This window comes from Furfurilactobacillus milii (assembly GCF_009864005.1).
GTDB lineage: Bacteria > Bacillota > Bacilli > Lactobacillales > Lactobacillaceae > Furfurilactobacillus > Furfurilactobacillus rossiae_B.
Window position 1 is genome coordinate 167,466 of record NZ_WEZQ01000001.1, and the last position, 23,105, is coordinate 190,570.

Annotated in this window: 17 protein-coding genes and 1 pseudogene; 2 read left to right on the top strand and 16 right to left on the bottom strand. The window is 41.8% G+C overall.

Annotated features, from left to right (window positions below; genetic code table 11):
- Nucleotides 1-6 precede the first annotated feature (6 nt).
- The 8 genes and pseudogenes from GB993_RS00715 to GB993_RS00750 all read right to left on the bottom strand — a co-directional run bounded on the left by GB993_RS00715 (nt 7) and on the right by GB993_RS00750 (nt 8,849).
- Nucleotides 7-1,017 (bottom strand): annotated as a pseudogene (locus GB993_RS00715) (bifunctional lytic transglycosylase/C40 family peptidase).
- Entirely contained in the window at nt 1,004-3,451 is a 2,448-nt protein-coding gene (locus tag GB993_RS00720) for a CD3337/EF1877 family mobilome membrane protein (protein ID WP_161002670.1), read from the bottom strand. The pseudogene GB993_RS00715 and the gene GB993_RS00720 overlap by 14 nt, the downstream one beginning before the upstream one ends.
- Nucleotides 3,452-5,905 carry a conjugal transfer ATPase TcpF gene (tcpF, locus tag GB993_RS00725; protein ID WP_161002671.1) on the bottom strand — a complete coding sequence of 818 codons (2,454 nt, stop codon included), beginning with the start codon at nt 5,903-5,905 and terminating at the stop codon, nt 3,452-3,454.
- Nucleotides 5,889-6,281, bottom strand: a complete 393-nt coding sequence (locus GB993_RS00730) for a conjugal transfer protein (RefSeq protein WP_161002672.1) — start codon at nt 6,279-6,281, stop codon at nt 5,889-5,891. Before GB993_RS00730 ends, tcpF begins: the two co-directional genes overlap by 17 nt.
- A 65-nt stretch (nt 6,282-6,346) precedes the next feature.
- Nucleotides 6,347-6,841 carry an antirestriction protein ArdA gene (locus GB993_RS00735; RefSeq protein ID WP_161002673.1) on the bottom strand — a complete coding sequence of 165 codons (495 nt, stop codon included), beginning with the start codon at nt 6,839-6,841 and terminating at the stop codon, nt 6,347-6,349.
- Between the two features lie 3 nt (nt 6,842-6,844).
- Nucleotides 6,845-7,066 carry a hypothetical protein gene (locus GB993_RS00740; RefSeq protein ID WP_161002674.1) on the bottom strand — a complete coding sequence of 74 codons (222 nt, stop codon included), beginning with the start codon at nt 7,064-7,066 and terminating at the stop codon, nt 6,845-6,847.
- A 291-nt stretch (nt 7,067-7,357) separates the two neighbouring features.
- Complete coding sequence (locus GB993_RS00745; protein WP_161002675.1) at nt 7,358-7,687, bottom strand: hypothetical protein; 330 nt, start codon at nt 7,685-7,687, stop codon at nt 7,358-7,360.
- Entirely contained in the window at nt 7,674-8,849 is a 1,176-nt protein-coding gene (locus tag GB993_RS00750; RefSeq protein ID WP_161002676.1) for an XRE family transcriptional regulator, read from the bottom strand. The genes GB993_RS00745 and GB993_RS00750 overlap by 14 nt, the downstream gene beginning before the upstream one ends.
- Nucleotides 8,850-9,108: 259 nt before the next feature.
- Here GB993_RS00750 and GB993_RS00755 point away from each other — a divergent pair, with 259 nt between their 5' ends.
- Together GB993_RS00755 and GB993_RS00760 are read left to right on the top strand one after the other, a co-directional pair.
- Entirely contained in the window at nt 9,109-10,314 is a 1,206-nt protein-coding gene (locus tag GB993_RS00755) for a toll/interleukin-1 receptor domain-containing protein (protein ID WP_161002677.1), read from the top strand.
- A gap of 308 nt (nt 10,315-10,622) precedes the next feature.
- Nucleotides 10,623-11,564 (top strand): hypothetical protein, encoded by a 942-nt coding sequence (locus GB993_RS00760; RefSeq protein ID WP_161002678.1) that lies wholly within the window; start codon nt 10,623-10,625, stop codon nt 11,562-11,564.
- On the opposite strand, the gene GB993_RS00765 is transcribed toward GB993_RS00760, so the two are convergent.
- From GB993_RS00765 to GB993_RS00800, 8 genes are all read right to left on the bottom strand, one after another.
- Nucleotides 11,539-12,894: an FtsK/SpoIIIE domain-containing protein gene (locus tag GB993_RS00765; protein ID WP_161002679.1), complete on the bottom strand. Its 1,356-nt coding sequence runs from the start codon at nt 12,892-12,894 to the stop codon at nt 11,539-11,541. The genes GB993_RS00760 and GB993_RS00765 overlap by 26 nt on opposite strands.
- Entirely contained in the window at nt 12,887-13,147 is a 261-nt protein-coding gene (locus GB993_RS00770) for a hypothetical protein (protein WP_161002680.1), read from the bottom strand. The genes GB993_RS00765 and GB993_RS00770 overlap by 8 nt, the downstream gene beginning before the upstream one ends.
- Nucleotides 13,148-13,178: 31 nt before the next feature.
- Nucleotides 13,179-13,439 (bottom strand): hypothetical protein, encoded by a 261-nt coding sequence (locus GB993_RS00775; protein ID WP_161002681.1) that lies wholly within the window; start codon nt 13,437-13,439, stop codon nt 13,179-13,181.
- A 34-nt stretch (nt 13,440-13,473) separates the two neighbouring features.
- The gene (locus tag GB993_RS00780) at nt 13,474-13,734 is read right to left on the bottom strand and encodes a hypothetical protein (RefSeq protein ID WP_161002682.1); all 261 of its coding nucleotides are present in this window, start codon (nt 13,732-13,734) and stop codon (nt 13,474-13,476) included.
- A 71-nt stretch (nt 13,735-13,805) separates the two neighbouring features.
- Nucleotides 13,806-14,174: a YdcP family protein gene (locus GB993_RS00785; RefSeq protein ID WP_161002683.1), complete on the bottom strand. Its 369-nt coding sequence runs from the start codon at nt 14,172-14,174 to the stop codon at nt 13,806-13,808.
- 12 nt (nt 14,175-14,186) lie between these two features.
- Complete coding sequence (locus GB993_RS00790) at nt 14,187-14,504, bottom strand: DUF961 family protein (protein WP_161002684.1); 318 nt, start codon at nt 14,502-14,504, stop codon at nt 14,187-14,189.
- Nucleotides 14,505-14,607: 103 nt separating this feature from the next.
- Nucleotides 14,608-18,600, bottom strand: coding sequence for a SpaA isopeptide-forming pilin-related protein (locus tag GB993_RS00795; protein WP_161002685.1), 3,993 nt, complete (start codon nt 18,598-18,600; stop codon nt 14,608-14,610).
- A gap of 193 nt (nt 18,601-18,793) precedes the next feature.
- Entirely contained in the window at nt 18,794-22,864 is a 4,071-nt protein-coding gene (locus tag GB993_RS00800; protein ID WP_284142822.1) for an InlB B-repeat-containing protein, read from the bottom strand.
- Nucleotides 22,865-23,105 lie beyond the last annotated feature (241 nt).

Consider the following 23,105-nt stretch of genomic DNA (forward strand, 5'->3'; position numbering starts at 1 on the left):
ATGCACCTACTTTCTTAACCGGCCAGCACCGATTAAATGAGCTTGCCAGTATGCATTATTTAAGTCGGCATAGTCTAGTGGATCACCAGCGTTGTACATCTGGTTATGACCAACGTAAATACCCACGTGAGTCACGTAATCAGGGCAGACATAAGTTGAGTGGAAGAAGACTAAATCGCCTGGTTTTGCATCCTTTAAGCTAATGTGCTGGGTGACATCATATTGTTGTTGCGCTGTTCGAGGTAACTTGATGCCAACTTTACCAAAGGCCCATTGCGTAATGCCGGAACAGTCAAACCCAGTGGAAGGATTGCTACCACCAAAGACATAAGGCGTGCCTTTATATTTAACGGCCTACGCCATGACTTCTTTGACGGTTTTATCAGTAAACGTAAAATTGCCACTGACTTTACCCAGATATTGGGAAACTAGTTTGGCGTAAAACATATTGCCATAGGCATAACGCCACTTTTCCGGTGCAATCGGATTGGTATAAGTGACCCGACGCCCGCCAGCTTTTTCTTTCGCGAAGTCGGACCCGACATCAAACGTGTATTTACTGCCATGTTTAATCACGTAGTCTAAGAAGCCGCCGCCGTAGTTATAAGCCTGAATGGCCGCTTCAATCGCAATGTTATGTGATTTGGCATTGGTTGCTATTTCTGAGAAATACTTCACACCTTGTCTGACAGAAGCCTCAGTACTCAAACTACCTGGTGATTGACCTAATGATTCACTAGACTGCATGACATCACCACCTTTGCCACCGGATTCAACTTGAATGATGGCAAGAATGGTCATCACATCCTCTGGAATCCCAAACTGTTTACAATACTTTTCAACCATGTTTTTAAGCTTAAGGACTTCCGGCGACAACGCCTGACCACCACCGACTAGCTCTGTTGCCGGACCCGAACCAGAGTCGTCATCGTCGTCACTCGTAATGACAGCAAATAAAAGCCCGCCAATGAGAATCAGCGGGACAATAGCTGCTAAGAGCCATTTATTTAGTTTCATGTCGCCGATCCTTTCTGCCATTCACTAATCGTGGATTGATTTTACGTTTGAGCGTTGTGCGTGGTTTGACCATTGGCTGTCGCTCAGTAGTTACTTTAGTCGCTACTGGTTTCGGTTGCACTGGTTGACTAGGCACGATAGACTTTTGTGCCTGTATCTTACGTGCAGACTTGTCTTGTGCATCAGTAGTTGGTAGTGACTTATTTTTAGTATCTTTTGGCAATACCTTGTTAGTCACTGGTCGCTGCTTGTTTTGTTGCTGCTGGTCGCGCTCCTCACGTTGCGTTGACTTAGGGAGCTGCTTCTTGCCATTTTGGATATGATAACGGCGCGGATTCTTTGTTTCAGAATCTTTTATTTTGTCTGACTTAACCGGAATTGGCGGTGTCTGTGAATTAGGTTGCCGGTACAGCTTTTTATTGTCGTGACTCTTAGGACGATTAGCTTTAGGCGGTTGGTCAGTTCTTTTGAAGGGCACTGGAATAGGCATGATCCCTGGACGTTTATGCGGCTTCTGAGATGATTCAACAGATGAAGTTGGCCGTTTGGAGAATTGACGGCGATGTTTATCATCAATTGGATCAACCACCGGTACTTTTGCTTGCGGTTCTTGTTGTCGCTTAGTTAAGGCCAATTTGCGATCCTTAATTGTTTGACGGCGCCGCCGGTTAGCTTGATCACGTGCCAGTTCGTTCTCAATGCGTTGGTCCATTGCAGATTGTTTGAAGTCTTGCAGACCTTTTTTCGTTGCTTCTTTTTTCTTTTGCAGGCCATATTTCGTGTTGATCGGTAAATCCTTGAGCTGGTCTTTAGCTTTGAGTGCCTTGTCTTTCAGGCGTTCCTTAGTATCCATGAATTGACCGACTTTAGAACCAAACTGTTCGGCTTTACTCCGTGGATTGACTGGTGGTGTCTGTTGACCGGTCTGCTTATTACCAGTTGTCTGTGCCTGCGGGACTGCTTGTGGTCGGGCATGGGGACTAACTGGCGTTGTCGGACTGTTATTGACTGTTGCTGGTGAAGCCTTTCGTCTGGCTAAACTACTGAGTCCCTGACCAGCTAAAGCACCTAAACCAACTTTGGTCATGAAACGCCGTACTGTATTTTGACCGCGCCGATGGAGTTGACTCGCACCATTCTGAACGTCACTGCTGTGCAACGACATTAAGCCCATTAAATCTGACAGTTTGAGATAAATGCCGCCGAATACCACAATTTGTAAAAACGCGACTAAGAAGAATGGAGTAGTAGCGGACAGTCCATAAATCAAGGTGGACAGACAAAAGGCCATCGTCAGCACTAGCGTGATACCAGCGCGCATCATAATGACGTTAAATAGCTTCATAATGGTCGTTTTTAACATGCCATTGAAACTGGGTATCATCGCTAACAAACAGGCTATCGGTAAAAAGATGGCATAGATGATGAAGAGCACCTGACTGAAAATCATGATGGCTGTCAGGATAAACACAAAGATGGTAATCACGATATTAAATAAGACTATGAAGACCGTCACGCCCAAGCGATTAATGGTTTTCACCGCCGACAAGTTGTCATTATCTTTCTTCTCAATTTCATCCTTAACAAGTTCTGTTCGCGCTTTACCTTTATCTTTGAAGGGACTCGTTTTTGCTAACTTATCAATGCGATCCTGTCCGACCTTTTTCGGGTCGGAATCGCCGAACTGTAGTAGTGTCCACGGCTGCTTGACCTGAACGGTGAATAAGGTGTCCCGAATGGCATCCACGCCATTTTGTGAGTGCCCCTTATCATTTTGCATGATAAGCTTTGATCCGGTGTTCAGCGCTGAGGTCGCAATATCCGATGAAAAACCGTTCACTTTATCAATATAATTCGGCGCAAAGGCAATAAAACTAGCGGATACGATGAAAATCGTGACAAAGTTGACGATTGCCGAGATGGCTTTAGAGGTTTCATGCTTCAACATGCCGACATAAGCGACATAAACACCTAAAACTAAAATCAGTAATAACATCATGCCAGGGTAAAACCCAGTGCTAGAAAAGCCATGTTGACTAACACCAGCAAGGGTCTGGACGTTCTTGCCAATGGCATCACTGGTGTCTTTAATGAAGTCTAACGAATAAGCTTCTGACACCAGATAACCAGTAGCTGAAGACAGATAGACAGAGACTAACCACAGAAAGTTGGTAATGGCATAGACGCCAAACATCACGGACTTACCAATCCCATCACCCCAGTTCCACGGCAGCCAATCCCAACTAGAGTCCACGAAATAATCCAATTGATAATTATTTAACGGGTATTTGGAATACTCATTGTGCGTGTTGATTGTCTCTTCAACTAAACCACTGGCTTGAACTGTAATTCCAGTGGCTAACACAATTAAGAATGCGCATAGCAGCACTAACATGCTGATTTTAAGAACTCGCTTCCATTTGACTCGGTGCATCTAATCACCTCCGATAGCTGCTTGTGGTGGCCGGGTATCAAAAGCCCGATAGAGATGTTCAAAGATATATTCAAAGTGCAGTACGCCGACGTGTCCCCAGATATCTTGAAAGAGACATTCGCCGTTATCCAAGCTACGTAGACGGTTTTGATTCGCTTCGTCTTCTGCATCAAGGCCAAAGAAGGTCAATGTGTGCTTAATTTCATTGATATCAGTAGAACGAAAAGCGAACTTCATGCCGATATTGTTCTTCATTTTTTCGTCCAGTAAGTCATTGGCGTTCTGTGTGACCAGATAAACTCCGGCGTTCATGGAACGACCCTCACGAATGAGCTTCATCGACAAGGTTTTGCCTTGAGCGACATTCAAAAACGCCCACGCTTCGTCAAGGTCAACAATCTTGAAGCGTGAGCGGTCACTATGAATAAAGTCGATGGCAAAGGTTGAGATAATCATCAACATCGCCACAGACAACATTTCCACGGTAATATATTCATCTTGTGTTTTATCAGCATCCGGCAATACTAAGTCGGCAATCTGAATGATGTTAATATTCTTATCCAAAGAGATTGAATTATTGCTGGTACCATCGCTGAACAGGAGTGTGGCAAAATCATAATCCGTAAAAGACTCAATGTGGTCGGCAATGTGTTTGCTGATTGGCGTATCTTCTTTTCGTAGTTCATCAATGACTTTCAAAAGCCCGGGTTGTTCTCCTTGGGTGACGTTCCGAATTGCCTTACGCAACGTGGGAAATTTTTCCGCATCACGACTGGAAATCCCGGTTAAAAACGTCAATGTGTCAACCGCTAAGCTTTCTGAATCTTTGAGATTGTCCAAAATCTGATAAGGATCAAGTAGCCCACGGTTCTTATCATCACTGGTTAGGTTGACGACATTAATGTCATCCTTCATAAAGTCGAGTTCGTCACGCCAACCGGTTCGTTCAGATTTGGGGTCCAAGATCAGTGCCTGGGCACCATATAAAGTGGCGTAATAGACTAGCAGGTTATTACTAAAGGATTTCCCACCACCCAACGACCCCAGAAAGGCAGCCGATAAAGCATTCGTTACCGTGCCTTTGACACCCTGAGCGGCCAAATCTGGCTTGATGTACACATTCCGACCAGTATCAACGTTATACCCCACATAGATACCTTCCTTTTCGCCGAGCGCTTGCGTCGCCCCAAAACCAAGCGAAGCAATGAAATCACTGGTGACATATTGAATATAGTCATTGATGTAACGCTTTGAAGCTGGGATAAACTCTCCATGCAGTCCTAGCATGTCACCAAACGGACGAATGAGCTTGATGTTCAAGCTGTCGTAGAAGTCCATAATCTGATTGGCACGTTTGACCATTTCATCTTTTGTCTTGCCTGACACGCGAATCACATAAGAAATCTTGTACATGGCGTCTTTCGTCTGATCAAGGTTTGCTTCCAGTTCATCAACCGAGTCTAAGGCTTCACTCACACCACGTGACGTTTCGTTGTTCGATTCATAAGCGTGGTTATCAAGATCGCGCAATTCCTTTTTCTTATTGCGCACCTTCGTCAAAGCCCGTTTGTTGGTCACAATTTCCACATTCAGACTAGTGTCAATTGGAAAATTGAACTGTTGTTGTTGGAAGTAGAAGATTTCTGATCCTGGAAATTCTAATTCACCGACAATGTCGGACAATACCATGTACGTGACATAAGTGGTGTCCCAGCCATTAGTAATCTCGAGATAACGCTGCTTTTGATTAATCATGGCACGGGTTGGTTTAATGAGGTCATACCGTTTAATCCGCGTAGTTTTCTTCGTTTTGACCTGTGGTAAATGGTATTGGTAATCGTCATAGTCCTGTCCGGTCACACCGTACAAGTGATCCATCAAATAGCCAAAATCATTCTTGTCTAACTTGCGAATCTTAAAGCGGCGATTGACCTTATCTTCAAGGAAATGGGCGACTTTCATAAACCGTTCGACTTCATCATTATTCATCACCATGAAATCCCCAGCGAATTGTTCGTTAAAGGTATGCATAAAGTCCTGTAATCCCAGCACGAAATCATTCCAAACCGACTTTACAGTGACTTCGGTTTCTTTGAGCAGCAGTTTGAAACCCACAAAGAAGCGATAATCAACTTGGTTCTCACCAATCAGTTCAGTTAACGCTTCGACTTGTCCGTCAATGTGTTGGACGGCCGTTTCTTTTAAGCTGCCTTTGACCAATTGTTTTGACCGCTCCATCGTTTCTTTGATGCTGGCCTCGGTAGCCAGTTGCAGAAAATGCAGCTTGCCGTCGCGGTTTTGCGCCACTAGTTGACGAAAGTTTTCGTGCACCTGTTGTTTTTGATCCGGTGACAAAAACGAGTAATTGTATGGAACGAGTTCATAGTAGGCGAAACATTCGTTGTCTTGATTAAAGACAAGGTTGTTTTCGATATATTTAATTGGAAATTTCATTTTTAACACTCCAAACGTAAGTAACTTTTACAGGGGATAGTTCTTGGGTTAACTTCACATGTCGATTGGCAAACGTTGTTTTTGCGGCAATTACGTATTGAATTACTGATCGACAGAAGCCAATTGGTTTCTTGCCATCAAATGTTTTTTGACTCATAAACCACGTGATTGCTGCGGGGATACCTAAAAACTTCAGGAATACACCATCGATCAAGCTGAGTGGCGGAATGTTGGCAAAAATCATGACGAAAAATAGTGACAAGATAAACCATGTCATTTGGGTAAAGGTCACAGGAAACGGCAGGTTTAAATCATTGATGGCGTAGAGCACCTTTTCAACAGACCAGATTGACGTATAACTACGAACTTTTTTCATGGGTTGTACCTCCTTTCATTTGGGTAAAGAAAAGCCAGCCCTTTGACAGACTGACTCTCATGAATCTAACCGGAATATTCAACTAAACCGGCAGTGGTTTCGAGATAGTTGCCATCGATTAACATGACTTCGCCAAGTCGTTGAAAATCGATATAAAACTTCAAATTGTCACTTACATCGCCAAAAACACCTTCGTCTACAATACGACGGGCCAAGTCAGTAACATCACCTTGATACATGTGTAGTTCATCCAGATTTTCAGCAAGATCTTCAATACTAGTAAACCAGGCTTCTACCAGATCATTAATGATCGGATAAAATGGTGTTTCTGAAATGGTCGTCGCCGCATGGTAAATCCGATTCAAGCGTTCTAAACTTTCATATTCCGAGATCTTGATTGGCAATTCGTAATCGTGAATGGCGTATTCTTCGTGAGTTGCATCCAACTTTAGTGTTTCACGCACTTGGTCATAATCTAGCGGCAGCGTGAACCACGCTCCGGTAGGTTCATTTTCGTTGTATCGCCCCAAGTTGACGAGATAGACTTTGAGTTCATCCATCAGTTAGGCTCCGACTACTCGGTTGAATAAGCTGAGTAAGACATCCTTAACGCCGCCGGTGTTAAAGACTAGTCCAACCGCAACTGCTGCGATAATTAAGAAACCAATCAACTTTGAAAACTCCCGTTTGAAACCTAAATAAATCCCGATAACAGCAATTGCCATTAACACCAAACTCTGGGCGTTACTCGTAAACCAAGTAAATAAATTTTGTCCGAAATTCATAAATGATCACTCCTTTAGTGGTGGCGAGGAAAAGAAAAAGCATCTAAGTAATCGCAATAATGACCAACTCGGTTGACCAATTGCGACATCGTTAGATGCTCGGCATAAACAACGTATTTAGTTGTGTGGTGCGGTAAAAAGGTAGCCTTATAAAACTGATATTCATAGTAACTGTGGCTAATGATCACCCCCTCAATGTAGAGTGTGGTTCGAGGACCTAAATCACGGTAATAACAAAGACGCTCAATACCGCAGTTGAAATACTTCGTGGCTAAATAGCTAGTCAAACGGCTACTCATTTTGGTTACCAAATAGTCGACTAGTCAGTAGTGGCAAGCCACGTTCATGCGCCGCTTGTGAGATGAGGGATTGCAAAGGATCACGCCGTGGCGCTGGGCGAGCGTTAACGTTCCATAAATTTGCCGTCCAGTATTTTTGAATCCACTCATCAATAATTTCAGTCGGGGTGCCAAATCGCTGCATATGTGCGAGATAGTTGTACTGTGGATCTTCAATCACACCGACTACATAAATGCCGTGAACGCGATAGACATTGCAGACATAATCACTTTCAAAAACGAGACAATTGGTTAAGGGTTCGAAGTTATCAACGATCGCCATATTTTTCTCTCCCAACGGTATACTGTTCAATCAATTGTTCATGGCGTTCTTCTAACTCAATGTTGTTAATCATGTTGAGCGTGTCGGAATTATGATGAAACGCATCAATCTCAAACAACACTTTCAACATTGGCGCGACTTGTTTGCGAATCCAGTTACGTGTCAGGTTTAAGTCGAAGGGCTCAGGCGCTATCGTTAGTCGTAATGGCAGCCGATTTTGTCCACAAAAATAGGCCCATCTTGGATTGATAGGCCAGTCTTCACGTTCCATATTTGGTTTTTGATCAACAAAGCGGACATAGCGGGTAATAATGCCAAACGCCGTTTGTTCAACATTCCTAAAACTCAGCAAGTCTTCGACAGCTTTTTCTGCCCGCGCATTCTTCAAACGAATTTCAAACCGGTTCTTAACTGGGACATCTTCAACCGCAATGCCTTTCTTTTGGGCCTGTTCATACGCTTTTTCGTAAACACAAAAGTAAATTTCACTTCGCATTGAACCAAGGTACAGGGTAGCGCCATGAGAACCTTGAACTTCTTCACGAACCCCGCCGGAACGAATGCCCTGGTAGTTACGAAGTACGGAGATACATTCATTTCGTTCACACTTTTTAATCAGTTCAGGAATGGAAAGCAAACCCACAGTGTCATTAATTGCTAAGTCTAGACGCTTAAACGTGACATTATAAGCTAAACATTGCTGGAAAAAGTCATACCAGGTTCGATCTTGCTTTAGCAGCAAGCCTTCCATTTCACGGCAGCCTTGACCCTTTAGTTCGACTAACGTGCCAAGATTTTCATGCGGTAGGGACACCATGACGACGATATTGCTGAAAACATATTGGGCAGAGTAACCGTTAAACGCCCAATCTTCAAAGGCCATGAACTCGCGTTGAATACCTAAGACTTCATCAATGACGAGTTGGTAATCAGCAGTTGGAAAACGCAATCGTACATAGTCGAACTGTAAAAACAGTTCATTTTCACTCGACCAATTATCAAGTGTCTCGTCAATCAGTTCTTGCAGGGCTGGACTCGCATTGCGAGTCCCACGTTCAATCCGGCTTAGATGCTCACGCGTAATGCTAAGCCGAACGGCTAAATCTTTTTGTGTAACTTGTTTTGCCAAGCGGCGTTGGCTGATGGTTTCAAACCAGCGCATTTTCTACCTCCAAAATAAAAGGTCACGGCCAAATTTGCTTGGTCACGACCAGTTGATAGCTGCTCAAGCCTTGGTATTTCTACGTTACTCGAGCAGTCAGTGTTCTATTTGTACCCCCCTGTTAGTATACGGGGGTTAAAGGTCGGCTAACGCCGACCACACGCTACGCTTACGCCTTTCGCTCCGCACGGCGCCACGTAGCGTGTTGTTCAATAGTGAACTATAATTTAGTTAAATAATTTAGAAGGAACTGATAAGTATGACAAAACCTAACGACCTTCCTGAAAACAGTGTTTTTATTTCTTATAGCAGTGACCCCGTTGAAGATGCTACTAAAGTTGCCGCAATAGTTAAAAAATTAACCAATGCAGGATTCTTTTGTATTTTTGATCAAAAGGATTTGCATATTGGCAATTATTTAGACTTTTTTATGCATCAAGGCCTGAGGACAGGTAAAAAAGTACTAGTTTTTACTAATAATACCTACGTGCAAAAAGCTAATCAAATGAAAGGCGGTGTATCAAAAGAAACGCGTATTATAGCCGATTTTATAGCAGATAACCCTGACCAAACGCGCGTGCTATTTTATTCTTTCGGACACGAACCTAATACTAAAAAACCATTATTACCTGATTATGCAAAAGGAATTTTTGCAAGAGATATTGGTAATCTTTCTTCTGATGATGCTGCAGAACTTATAATTAAAGACTTGTTACCAACCAGAGAAATAAAGAGTGTTATTAAAAAATCAGCACCGCAAATTGACATTGAAAGACAGTTAGCTAGGGATCTTTGGAAAGAAGTTAAAGATAGGCTATTTGATTTACACGATGCAAATAGTGTTTTTACAAATGAATTTTTACATCAAATACTAAATAACTCCTCCCTAAAATTTCTCATTAACCGAATGATCATCGACAAAAAGAGCACCACCACACAAGATTGGGCTATGGCTCTCAAACTGGAAGAAACCGATAGTCATAAATCAACTTTTAGTTTTAGTGTAGATAACTATAATTTAGCGTTAATAACAATTTCCTTGTGTCAATTCATTAATGCGCATCTAGATTCAGTAACTCCACAAATTAAAATTGACGATCCCTCTGTGTTGTCTTCATGGCTATCGACAACATTTAGTAATCCTTTTGTACTTCGGAAAAAGTGGCTATTACAATATTCAAATACATCTTCAGCAGAATATACATTACAAGTTTTCACACCAAACCAAGATGGTGTCGACGACTGGGCGTCTGATAAATATACCGTTACTATTCCTGTTAAGGCTTTCGCACCAATAGAGGTCGGACTGTTCAGATTTAGTTACGACTATCGTCTACTCATTCCCAATATGTCATATAAAGGTTTGTGGGCAGTATTAGAAAATGATTTTGGCGTCCAAATGGACTTTAACGGCCAAATTTTAGGTGATCCCAATTTTAAAGGCCATGTGGTTTGGCAAGCGTAGTTGGTCACGAATTCCATCACATGGGCATTTTGCATCGGTACCTTTTCACGCAAATATCAATAGAAGAATATGAATGATAAAGAGATAAATCTACTAAAATAAGTAACTCAAGCAAAAGGCTATGATATTTTAGAAACAAATTAGTCAATTCCGTGATTTAACTCATTCTGCTTAATTAAGATATCAACGATTTTTGATTTTCTTTTTTTGTGAGACCATTTATCCATAGTTAGGAATTTACATTTCATAACTAAATTGTGAAAAGCACAATGGTTATTCGATCAAATACAAATATGGAGATGATATTTATGGAAACTAATTATGCAGTTTTGTCGATTGGTAAAAGAAAGGGCGATACAGTTTCTATTAAAGACGCCGTGGACATTGTTCTACAAGGCTATGATGCACATAATTTTGTTTGTGGACGAGATCGGCAAGATAGAACTGGAAAATGTCAGCTAGCACTAACGCTATGTGCAGTGGGTAGCACTCATTGTCATGCATATTTTCGACAGTCTCACGCAAATGATGAGCATACTTGTAATATTAAATCAGACTCACATAGTGACGAAACTACTGATAAAAATGCTGCTATACAATATGAATCGGGACAGGCTGTCCTTGATTTTCCCGTCGATGGTCACGATAACGACATAAAGGTACAGAAAAAAACAAACAGTACAGAGAAAAAATCTACACCAAGAACCAAGACATCAGGTGCTTCTGGGAAACGTCGGACAGTAATAACTCATACGCCTATCAGTGTTCTTGAAAGTATTGTAGCTAACAGATACACTCGTCAACCACTTAAAAATAGTGATAAACAAATTTATTTAGACGAATTATTCTATCCAATTGAAAAAATTAAGTCTGATGTTCATATTAAATATCCATTTTTGAAAGTCGTCTGGTTTGGTACTGCTGTTCTTAATGCTTATGATGAGAGAGATGAGGCTAATAATCCTTACGTTTTATATAGAATAGTTTTCCCTTATCAAAGTATTGATGGGAAGCCAATTTCAATTTTTTTCAACGAAATTCAAATTGAAACTTTGCTACCCGATTATAAAAACTTGATTTCCAAATTTGTTAAGAATGGACATTCGATTACACATCTTTTACGTGTCTACACCACGGAAGAGACAACTACTAGCAATGATGGTCATTACGAAAATATCATAGTTGATCCACAACAAGAATGGAAAACTTTGAAAGAACACATTCTCATTCTAGATTATCTTCACCATTAATTTCTGAAAGAAAATCAAAGCTTTTCGGTACCAATGGTGTGTAAAATTCACTAATGACACTGCCACCAGTATCAACGTAACCACGGCCTTTGATGGGTTTGTTGAAGTAATCCTTGTTCTGTTCACCAAACATCATTGCGTAGCCCATTTCAGACATGCGGCCTAAAGCTACTCGGAACATGAATTGGTCACGAATTCCATCACCAAGATACTTTGCGTCTGGACGTTGACACGCCAATATCAAGAAGAAACCAGATTGTCGTCCTAACATGACAATCTGTTTTAGTTTATTCATCACCTGAATGGCATCGCGTCCCAGCATGTCCATAAAAGCGACGTATTCATCGAAGATTAAAAAGTGGGCTGGTAGGCCCAGATAAGCATAGTTTTCACCAGTTTTATAACCATCCATCTGCTTCATTTGGTCATTTCGCGCCATCATTTCCGCATAGAAGGCATCTAGCGCTGCTAGCATGTCTTCTTTTTTTGAATGGACATCTGGTAAAACCGTGGCTAAATCCGCTAAGTCAGCGTTCTTAGGGTCAAGAATTGTAAGCTTGGCGTTGGTTTTAACTAAGGCGTTAATCAACGTCAAAATGAAGTACGTTTTACCGCCACCAGTCCCACCCGCAATCAACATATGTGGCAGTGAATCGTACTTCCAATACACATCGTCCATGAGGCGCATAGCGCCATTTTCACACGTCACCTGATCAATCGTAATCCGGTTGGCTAAAGTGTCGTACAGCAGCACGTATTCAACAAACGAGTCATGCAACATCTTATCAACGAGTTCACAGTACAGGCCGCTTTCTAACTTGCTTTCAAGCGTTAGTAACTGATCCTGATAACTCGACATAACCACTTCGACATTGATGTGAATGAGCCCGTGACTTCTCCGATAATACACACGGGGAAAATAGCGGACTTTTTCCTTAGTCTTGCCCTTGGATAAATCCTTGAAGAAGCCGCCACTCTCAACTTTTTGTGTTTCGTACCAGTTGTTATCGAAAAACATGCGGGCAATCTTTTGAATGTGTTGTAACTGTTTATATGAATCCGCAAACCAATACGTCCAGGCCACAAAACCAGCAGTCATGACTATGATAGTTGTTATAATGCTGACAATAATCGGCGTCAATGTCCATGGCAGACTTTGAATAAACGGCCAAGAGGCCGTCTGGTAGTTAATCCGAGATAAATTAGGCCAATACCCAATCACCAACATGGTTAAAAACAGGATTAATGCTATGGCCGTCATAGTTCGAAAAATAATATACCGGTCATTGAGTCTGATCCGACGACCACGATAAATGAATAGACTACGCATTGCCAACACCACAGTAGTAAATCTCGAGCCCATACTCGGTTTGAAATCCAGTAAACGCAAATCGCTTATTCATACCATCGTAAATGTCTTTACCCTGAACGATGATTTCATGGTGCTTGTTTTTGCTTTCTAGAAGAGACTGAACAATGCCTTCTAGCAGTGCGTAACAATCTTGCCAAGAATCCGGCCTAACGTGTTTCAAATAATCGTCGATAAATGTTTCCTGCTTGTTGATGCGTGCTGTAAAGTTCATTAGCCACCTCTGTGTTGTTAAATTTATTTGCTTATTCGTCGTTTACACTGATGTATCGAATATCTAAACCATCTTCCCAGTGATAATCCACAAAGATAAAAATTTTCCCGATACCGTCCTTGCAACATTCACCTTTAACTATGATTTCGTGGTAATTATCAGGATTGTTTTTAAAGAAGCTAATAACTTCTTCGAGGATCTCATAACTATCCCGTTGGAAAGTTAGCAGGACATTGTTCAAATAGTCATCAATAAAACCAACGTAGTTATCGACAGTAGCGCCAATTTCCATAAGTTACCTTCGTATGATTACTCTTTTTCGATTTTTATTCATCAGTCATGCCAATATAGAAAACTTGAATGCCTTCATCGCCCTGATAGCCGACAAATGTAAAGAATTTAGCGATTCCGTCAACCGTGCAGTCATTCAAAATCCGAATTTGTTGGAAACTATCAGGATTTTCTAAAATATAAGCACCAAGTTCAGATATAAGTTCCTCAGTGTTGTGCTGATATTGTGCTTTTACATTCTTGACGTAGTCTTCAACAAAATCTTCGTAGTGAACTACGTTTAACGCAATATCCATATAGTCAGCTCCTTGTTTAGTTTTCTGATTTGTGGTGAACCGTGTCTGGTCCACGAATAGGGGAGTAGGCATTAGGCTTTATCATTTAACGGTTTGCCTTTCTGAGCACTTGATGCGCTCTTTGCAACTAAATCGTCAGCTTTCATATACCAGGTCGCGGTGGCGGTCCGATATTCAATGTTGGCGACCGTATCTAAGACTGGGTTCACCAACTCAACAACTTGGTTGTAATCAAAGTTCTTTTCACCGGCACTGGCCGGAATTGAAACCTGCACCATCATGCCTTGACCGAGGCTCTTTAAATCAAAAGTCCGTTCTTTAATGTCGGTCGTTAATGCACCATCTTCGTCAACATTGAAGCGTTCACGACGCATCGCTGAAAATTTCAAGGTGCCAAAAGTGGCTTCTGGATCAATCTGAATGCCTTCTGGTAATCTCATTTGTAGTTCCTCCTAGAGTTTGACAACGTCGTCCGCATAGCAGTTGTAACGGGTAAAGGCTTGTTCGCCAATTCGATACCCAATCGCAACAACCCGTGGGTTTACAAGTTTCACTCGATCTTCAATTTTCAACGTTTGTTTCTTATCACCTGCGGTCGCTGGAATCGTGACTTCAATTTCATCAGCACGTTGTTTGTCAGAAAAGAGATTGTAGGTACGACTCACGACTTTAGTGTTAGTACCACGTTCATGTTCCACTGACTTCTCGCTAGCAAATTCTAAGTTGCCAAAAGTTTCGCGAACCTTGGGTACGACATATTTTAAATCCATAATTTTTCCTCACTTTTTGACGTAAAAAAGCCGTTAATGAGAAATTGAGACCCACTAACGGCTTTGACGTACGTATTTAATTTTATTTTTAACGCGCAATTTGTTATTTCTTTTTCTTACCAGCGAAGTATAGGTAAAGTGAACTACCGGCAACTAGCACGACCATCCCAATGATTGCTAAAACAACTGAACTAGCTTCACCAGTCTGTGGTAAGGATTGAATCATCTTCTGCACCGGCTTTGGTAATGCTTTTACGATTGGTGACGTTACCTTTGGTTGTTCTGGTTTTGGTGCTTGTGGTTGTTGTGGCTTAGGTGCTGCCGGGACTTTTGGTTGTTCTGGTGTCTTTGGTGTTTCTGGCTGCTTTGGAGCAGGTTTAGTTGGGGTTGGTTTCTTATGGTCAACCATTTTTGCCTTAACGATTTCACCGTCAGTCTTAATTTCGAACTTCACAGGTTCTGGGTTAATCTCATAACCTTTCGGAGCGTCGTATTCAATAAATTCATATTGACCGACTGGTAAATCGCCAAATTTAACCACACCGTGAGCGTCAGTTTTACCTTCAAAGACCACTTCGTGCTTGTCGTTGATCAGTTTTACCTTGGTGTCTGGCAATAATTCACCCGTTGAAACGTCACTCTTGGTTAATTCAACTGAACCTTTAGCCAAGTAGTTCTTGAGTTCAAAGAGTGGCAATGAACCATCCTTGCCAGCCTGATCATTTAGCTTTTGACCGTCAGCATCGAAAACTGTCACACCGTTTTTCGTTGAAACTAACTTAACAAGTTTCGTTGATAACACGTGGTGACTGTCAGCCGTATGAGTTTCTTTCAGATAGAAGGTCCCAACTGGTAACTGCTTGATGCTGCCAAGCGAATCTTCATTGATGGTAATTGAACGAAGCACCTTTTGCTTGTCATCTAACAGGTCAAAGGTAGCACCCTTGGCGTTATCGTCCATGCTGTATTGATAACCTTTTTTCTCAATTAACTTAGCCGCTTCATTCAATTTACGGAACGTAATTTGGTTAAAATGCAACTTGTTAAGGATTGGGGCTCCCGTTTTACTGTTAATTTCAAAACTCTTCGTGTCGTTGTTGTCACTAGCCTTGAAATCGAAAGCGTAAGTTTCGTTATCGTTATCAAATAGTGCCCCAGCATCAAGTTCTTTAACGTAATAACTGCCTTCTGGTAATTGCATGTCAGCAAAAGCGGCCTTGCCATCTTTAACCGTCGCGGTTGCTAAGAGAGCGTTAGCTGGAACATCCATGTTCTTGTCATTGAAGGCATCTTTAGTAAATAAACCGAAGACTTGACCGTTGGCTGCAACTGTGCGTAGTGCAGGTGCGTTATGTTCCCAACGTTCAACCTGTTCTTCTTGTTTATGGATATTCACATTGATCTTTTGGAACTCGTTGTTAACTTCTAAACTCGTTGAAGTCACTTGTACCAGTTGACCAGCGTACTTCAATTCAAAGTTCAATGGATCTTTATTCACAATAAAACCATTTGGTGCAATTTTTTCAATGGCACTGTACTTACCAAGATAAAGTTCAGGCGTTTTAATATGCCCGTTCTTATCAGTGGTTGCGGAGGCAACGACGCTGCCTTTCTTCGCACGAAGTGTGCCATCATGAGTCTTGATATCTTCACGAGCCACAAAGTTAAATTTAGCACCAGCTAAAGGCTGTTTGTCGTACTTAAATTGGTATTGTGGACCAAACTTAGTATTGTGTTTCTCAACGCCAACTGGCTTTTGACCAGTCTTATCCAACATCACAATCCCTTTTTGCGACTTATCAACAAACTTAATGTCGATTGTCTTATCAACGTGCTTACCATCAACGGTAAACGGCATTTTTTCTTTAGATAGAACGTAACCCTCGGGTGCCTGAACTTCTTCTAGTTCATATTTACCGTATGGTAAAGCCTCCGTTGTTAACAAGTAGCCATTATGATTTGTATAGAACGTATCCGTATAGCCATCATGATTTGGCTTAGGCATTGTGACATAACGTTTTGTCTGCAATGACTTAATCTTAAAAGCAGCGTCAGCACGTGGAATTGTATGCCCAGTTTCAACATCAGCTTTGACCACGCGTAACTTTTCTTCTAAGACCTTGTTTTCAACCGTGTAATGGTGGCTTTCGTTTTGTTCGTGAACCGTCACTTGGAAGGACTTGCTTCCTTGATAGCCTTCAGGAGTACCAGTTTCATCAACTGTATAAGTGTCATAAGGTAGGTCGTTAAAGCGTAAATAACCTTCATCGTTAGTAACGCCACTCGCCACGATCTTGTGAGTTGTGTTGCTAGTCACTTTGAATTCGACCCCTTTGAGCACTTTCATTTCATTGGACTTACCAGTCAACTTGTTTGATAAAGCGGTATGCCAATCATAGTTACCGAACTTAATCAGATCAAAACCACCCGTAATGACGTGTTCTTTGACATTCATGACGTTCATAGTTGAATGTTCAGTTTGATTAGGAATCTTAATCTGGAAATGATGTTTTTCAGTGTCTTTTAAATAGCCAACTGGTGCCTTTGTTTCAATCCAGTAGTAGTCATCCAGTGGCAATTCTGCCATGATCGTACCGCCATTTTTAACAACTTTGGTGTCCATTAATTTATCGTCAGAAGTCCGGCGAATTTCGTAAACAGCACCATTCACGGTGGCAGCACCACGGCCTTGAGAACCATCTTGACTGTCGGCTTTGTTTAAAAAGACCATTCCATTTTGTTCATCGTCGACAGCTTTAATCGCCGCGCTGGTAACTTCGACATTTTGATCATCAGTGTTCAAGGTAAAGTTAAGATGTGTCTTGCTAAGTTCATAACCAGCAGGCGCTTTTTCTTCTTGTGCATAGTAAGAACCAAGTGGTAAGTTCTTGAATTCAGCATGACCACCAGCATCAGTCGTCATCGTACCCATTTTCTTACCATCAGCAGAGAAGACACCATAGATCGCACCGTTTAATGAGTAATATTTGTTATACATATTGGTGCCATATTCACGACCAATTTTAGATAGTGTCACGTTACCTAGCTGACGTTTATCGCCAAATTCGGCGGTGATTGTCTTGCCAGATTCAACCGTGACCGTCTTCTTTTCGTGACGGTTGTGATAACCGTGTGGTGCTTGAACTTCTTCAATCGTCACTGGCGTACCGGCTTTATATTCACCAAGGTCAGCATCACCATTACCATCAGTTTTTACCGTTTGTTTGTTGTGTTCTGGTGTCGTGACATCAAAACTAACACCGGGTAATGGTTGTTTAGTCTGTTCATCAATCTTATGAATACGGACACGACCCAGTGGGTGAACGCGGACATGCACGTTGAATTCACCACCATTTGATAGTTTGAAATCAACCAACTTTTGTTGGGCGCCTTTGGTGTACATAAATGATTCACCAATGTCATTACCATGGGCGATGGCGTATTTCAAATTGCCATCTTGCTTAGAATCTTTAGTTGCGGTCAATGTCAGGCTATTACCGTTCTTTTGAACTTGTAAGCCAGTTGAATCTTCAACTAATGAACCATACTTACTAAGCACGCCGTTGGCGTCATTCAAGACCAATTTGTCGCCGACATTTAAGTCGATGGTTTGACCATTAAAAGATGGCTTACGGTCATGATCATTAACCTTTTGCATGACGGCCGCTTTGAATGAATAGAAGTCGGTATTGGTTTTGACTAATTCGTCACCCAAGGCTTCCCAAATCATCATTTGAGTTAGCGCATAGTTGTGCTTAGTGGGATTAACGCGATAGCCGTAATAGGCAATCTTCGTCAGCAATTCTTTCTTTTCAGATGAATAAGCCTGTGGTTGATAACCAGAACCGGCCATATCCAACGGAATCCCATGTTCAATACAGAAAGCAATACGATTACCATCAATTTGTTTCTGGTAAATCCCGTATTCAGTATCAAGGGACATGCCAAGCAAGTGAAATTTCCAAGTGTTTTGTAATGGATAATGGTTCACGTTTTCCATTGAGGCAGCCAGCGCAGTCATGGGAGCCATAAACAGGGAAATTATGACGGTCAACAGCGTAAAAATAGCTGCTGACCGTTGATGATTAATTTTCAATGTTGTTTCCTCCGATTTTTAAGCAAAAAAGTAGCCGATCTAAGTTAATAGACCGGCTACTTTCAGCAGTTGAAGTTGGTGGATAATGCGCCATATAGTGGCACAGTTTTGGCACACCTGACACAGATTTTATGAACTTTTGACAAATTACGTGTATTGGGAATGCTGGTATAACAGCATTCGTGTTAATAAATTAATTATGCGTTGTTTCACGTGAAACGGTGTAACTTAATTGATCATTGTTTACAAGACCAGATACCGGGTTGCCGCCAATTGCACTCCCTGTTGCTGAAAATGTTGGATCATCATTTCCATATACTTTCGTGGTGTTGTTTGCTGTGATCAGAATTGGTCGTGGTGTAATCGTAAATGTCGCAGAATCACCAGGCACCAAGATGTAATTTGGATTAGGATTTTCTGCAGCAGATACAGATATTGTGTAAGTGCCAACGCTATCTTTGCCATCGGCGCTTGAGGTTCGTTTGACCTGATAAATATTGTCATCACCAATTACGATGCCAATGTTAGGGTCACCGTTCAGTGCCTCAGGTGTATTAACGTTGAAGATATCACTAGGGTCAGGTTGACCATAAACTTTTGAACCCGGTTTCGGTGTAACGCGCACCTTTTTAGGCATAATAGTGAAAATGCCAGTTGGAAGTTCACTCAGATTAACATTACTAAAGTCGTACGTTGGGTTTGCTTGTCTGAGGGCATCCAAGCCTAACTGATTTAGTGACAACACATAAGTCCCAACATCTTTACCTGCTGTGCGGGTGAAGTCTGCTGATGTTAAGGAACCACTATTCATCAGTGTGGTTGTAGTACCACTGACGTCGTTTAAAGTCACAGTATATTGAGTATCAAGTTGATTATCATCGGTCGTTTTACCGTCGTAGACTTTCGAACCACTGAGGGTAACTTTGAGCCAATGTCCATATAATGTGACGTTATTAGCGCCAGTGGCAATGTCATTAAGGCTTGGCGTAGTCGTCGCAGTTGTTGTTTCAGAAGTGCTCCAGCCGAGTAATGGCAAGTTGAAAACATTGAGTGAACTTTGTGTTAAGGCACGAACGGTGCTGTTCTTTTCGGCCGAAATAACTTGGTTAGGAATACTTTGATTGTCTGGATCGTTTGGTACAAAGGTGACGCTGATGGTTGATTCTTTGGTTGCGTACCGTTCGGTGAAGGTTAACGTTTGATCGGCAGAGGCAGCACTGACATTAACTAAGTTATGGTCGATTTTGACGAAGTCGCCAGGTAGGTAGTTGTGCTTTTTGCCATCTTGATCCGTGTATGACCATCCGAGAAAGACCTCGTCAGAGTTTGCAGACCAATTAGCTGGTTCATCTGCCAAACGGATGGTAGTCCCTAAGCCATATTTACTGTTGTCAGAAACTGGAGATTTATGGTCGCTACCGACTTGATAAGCAATATTGAAATGCACAGCGTCATAGGACCCGAAAACGTTGTAATCACGGGTAATTAAAAGTCCATTTTTAAGAGCAACAGCAGAGCTACCAACCATGTAGTTCCAGTTTAAAAAGCGACCACGGTCAGGATCAATTGTGCTTGCGTTATAGGTTGCTGGCGTCTTTGCTTCGTCATTTTGGGCGTAAGCTTGTGCCAAACCAGTTAGCTCTTTACCATTAACCATGTCATTGTAATCGGCGTAGTAGTGGATGTGATAAGTTGACTCAGTCCATTTGGCGAATAACGTGACATTACGAGCGGGCATTGTTGAAAATTCTGGTTGCCCATTTTGGGTAAACGGTTGTGTCCCATTGGCATCAACATACCAGCCATCGAAGACATAGCCAGCGCGTGAAGGTGTTGGGAAGTTGGCAGAGGAGATGTTGGAGCCAAATACGTAATCTCTTGAAGTAGGCGATGCAATAGGTGTCTGCTCATCAAAAGAAAGTGTGTAGCGTTGACGATCATAGTACATATTGAAAACTTCGATGCCCTTACTGTTACGAATGCCATCAACAGATACTTCTTCAGCAACAACTCCCGGAATCTGTTTGTAGCTAAGCGTAGATTTAGTTCCATTTGTCGGCTTAGAAATAATAAAATTATCTTCATAATCTGATAGCAGATTGTAGAATTTATTATTAAGAAAAACGTTAGTTGACGTTTGATGCTGAACGAGTGACTCTAAATAATAATGCGTTTCAGATTGATTGTAGCTGCCTGTGGTTAAAAAATTAGGAGTCATGGTAACGATGGCACCATCTCCGGACGTTGCTTTAGTCAGCATGTCTTGAGTTAATGCAACACGCTTAGTTACCCATAATACATTGTCAGCTCCCCCGCTCCAGCCGGAAAAACGGGTATTGTAATAATGATTGTCATCAATAAAATATTTTCCAGATCCGGTTATGATGGGCCAAATTGAGGAGAGATTTTGTCCATACTTTATGGCAATCGAGTACGTTCCATCGGAATTTTTATCGGCTTGCTGAACTGATAAATTATCGGTGTATATATAATAGTCAGGCCGATATGAATTATTCAAAGTGTAATAATCATCGCCAAAATCAAAGTTAAACGTATAAGAGTTCAAGGCATAGTAAACATTGATATTGGTTTGACCGTTACCAAGGATCTGAACGTTTTGGTCAATATGGGCAAACTTATTGGCCGAGCTAACTGGGTAAAAAGTTGCAAAATTAATGGCGGCCGTTGGATCACTCTTTGCTTTTAATTGATTGAAATGTTCGTTTCGTTCGTAGTCAGTTAAGGTGACCTTTGAGTCCGTCAGTGCCGTAGCATCAGCTTGTACTTTGCCAATGACATCGTACGTTGTTTTGTCGTCAGGGGTGGCATATGGCTGCCCATTTTGGTCGAGCTTTTCAATCCAGTACACAATGTTGTAATGAACTTCTTGCGGATCCCAGACGCCGTATAAGTCGGTATCGTTATTGATGATCGTTGAAAAGTCGAAGGCATTGCCAGCTTGAGTGTAGTTTGAACTGTTAACCCCGGTGCTCTTAGTTGTCCAACCGATGAATTTGTAGCCGGGACGGCTGACAGTTGGTTGCTTAGCTAAATATCCGGTTGGGACTAACTGTGGATCAACGGGTGCACCATCTGTATGAAAAGTTACGGTGTGAACATCAGCGAAATAACCATTCAATTCAAAATCATGGGTAACTTTGTCGACACCGAACACATATGCGTCCGGTGCTTCTTTTTTCGCAAGATGGATTTTATTTGCATCAGTATTTGCATCGTACCAGTAGACAAAACGTTGTCCGTTGCTGGCAACTGGGACTTTTGTTGGTGCTGAAATAGTCGTGTTTTCCGCTGCTGTTTCGGTTGCATCAGTGCCTTCAGTATCCGTTCCGTTATTTCTTGGATAGTTGAATTTGACATTAAATAATCGCGTAAACTTGGGGACAATCGTGGCATTGTTAAATACGGGTTGCGAAAAGTCGAATTTAGTTCCACTGATGCCATCAGAAGTTTTGTAGAACCAGCCGTCAAACTGTTCAGTACCGCCACGACCATCATTTGGAACATTCATGATGGGGTCCGCCATATCGTCAGCGGTGCCACCTTTAGTGATGGTGTCCTGTTTCGTTGAGCCGTCTACATTTTGAAAAGTGACAGTGACATTGTTAGCAGTTTCGTCCGAGGATTTGGGATCTTCACTGACAAACTCCAAGTTCATTGCTCGGCTAGTTGTTTGTGAAGCGTTCGCAGCCGACGATGGCTGTTGTGTTGGGGCTGAAGAGGGCATACTTTCAGCACTGGGCGTGTCAACTGCAGATTCGCTTGTTGCCTTGGCCGTGGTGACATCCGCAGAAGTACTGTGAGCCACCGCTGAGCTATTTGCTTGAGTGCCTGCAGAAGCGGCCTGACTATTAAGCGTGATTTCATTAACTGCTTGAGTCTTACTTAACTGATTATTTTCAGTACTGGTGTTTGCGAGTGAATGATTAGCTACGTTTAAGTCGTTTGATTGTGAACTAATAGACGCCGCACTATTTTGTGAATTTTCACTCGTAGACGACGTTGCTTGTGAGGCGATATCTGAAGAGGATGTCGCACTTTTTCTAGTGTTTGAAACGACTTCAGTAATTTGCTGATTATTATTTGGTGCTGATGTGGTGTCTGCACTGGCTTGACTCATGCCGGTAAGGTTAGCAGTAGCAAACGATAGCATCGTCACACCGGCAACTAACCAGCCATGTTTTGATTTGAACATTTTGAAATGAACTTTATGAGTTACTTGAGGATTAAAGTTGTGACGATGCATAGAAATCTGTACCTGTACCTTTCTAACGCATAATTAAGAAAAAATGCGTATAAACGACATGATGTTGCTAGTTTCGAAACTAATAACAGGTATTATACACGATAAATTTAGTCAAGAAACAATTTAGTACGTAAGTATTAACACGAAAAATTATTTTTAGATAGTAAAACGTTCTCAACTTGAACTTTAACCGCTTACATCGCTACTTTAAAGGGAATGTCACCAATCTTATGAAGCATTA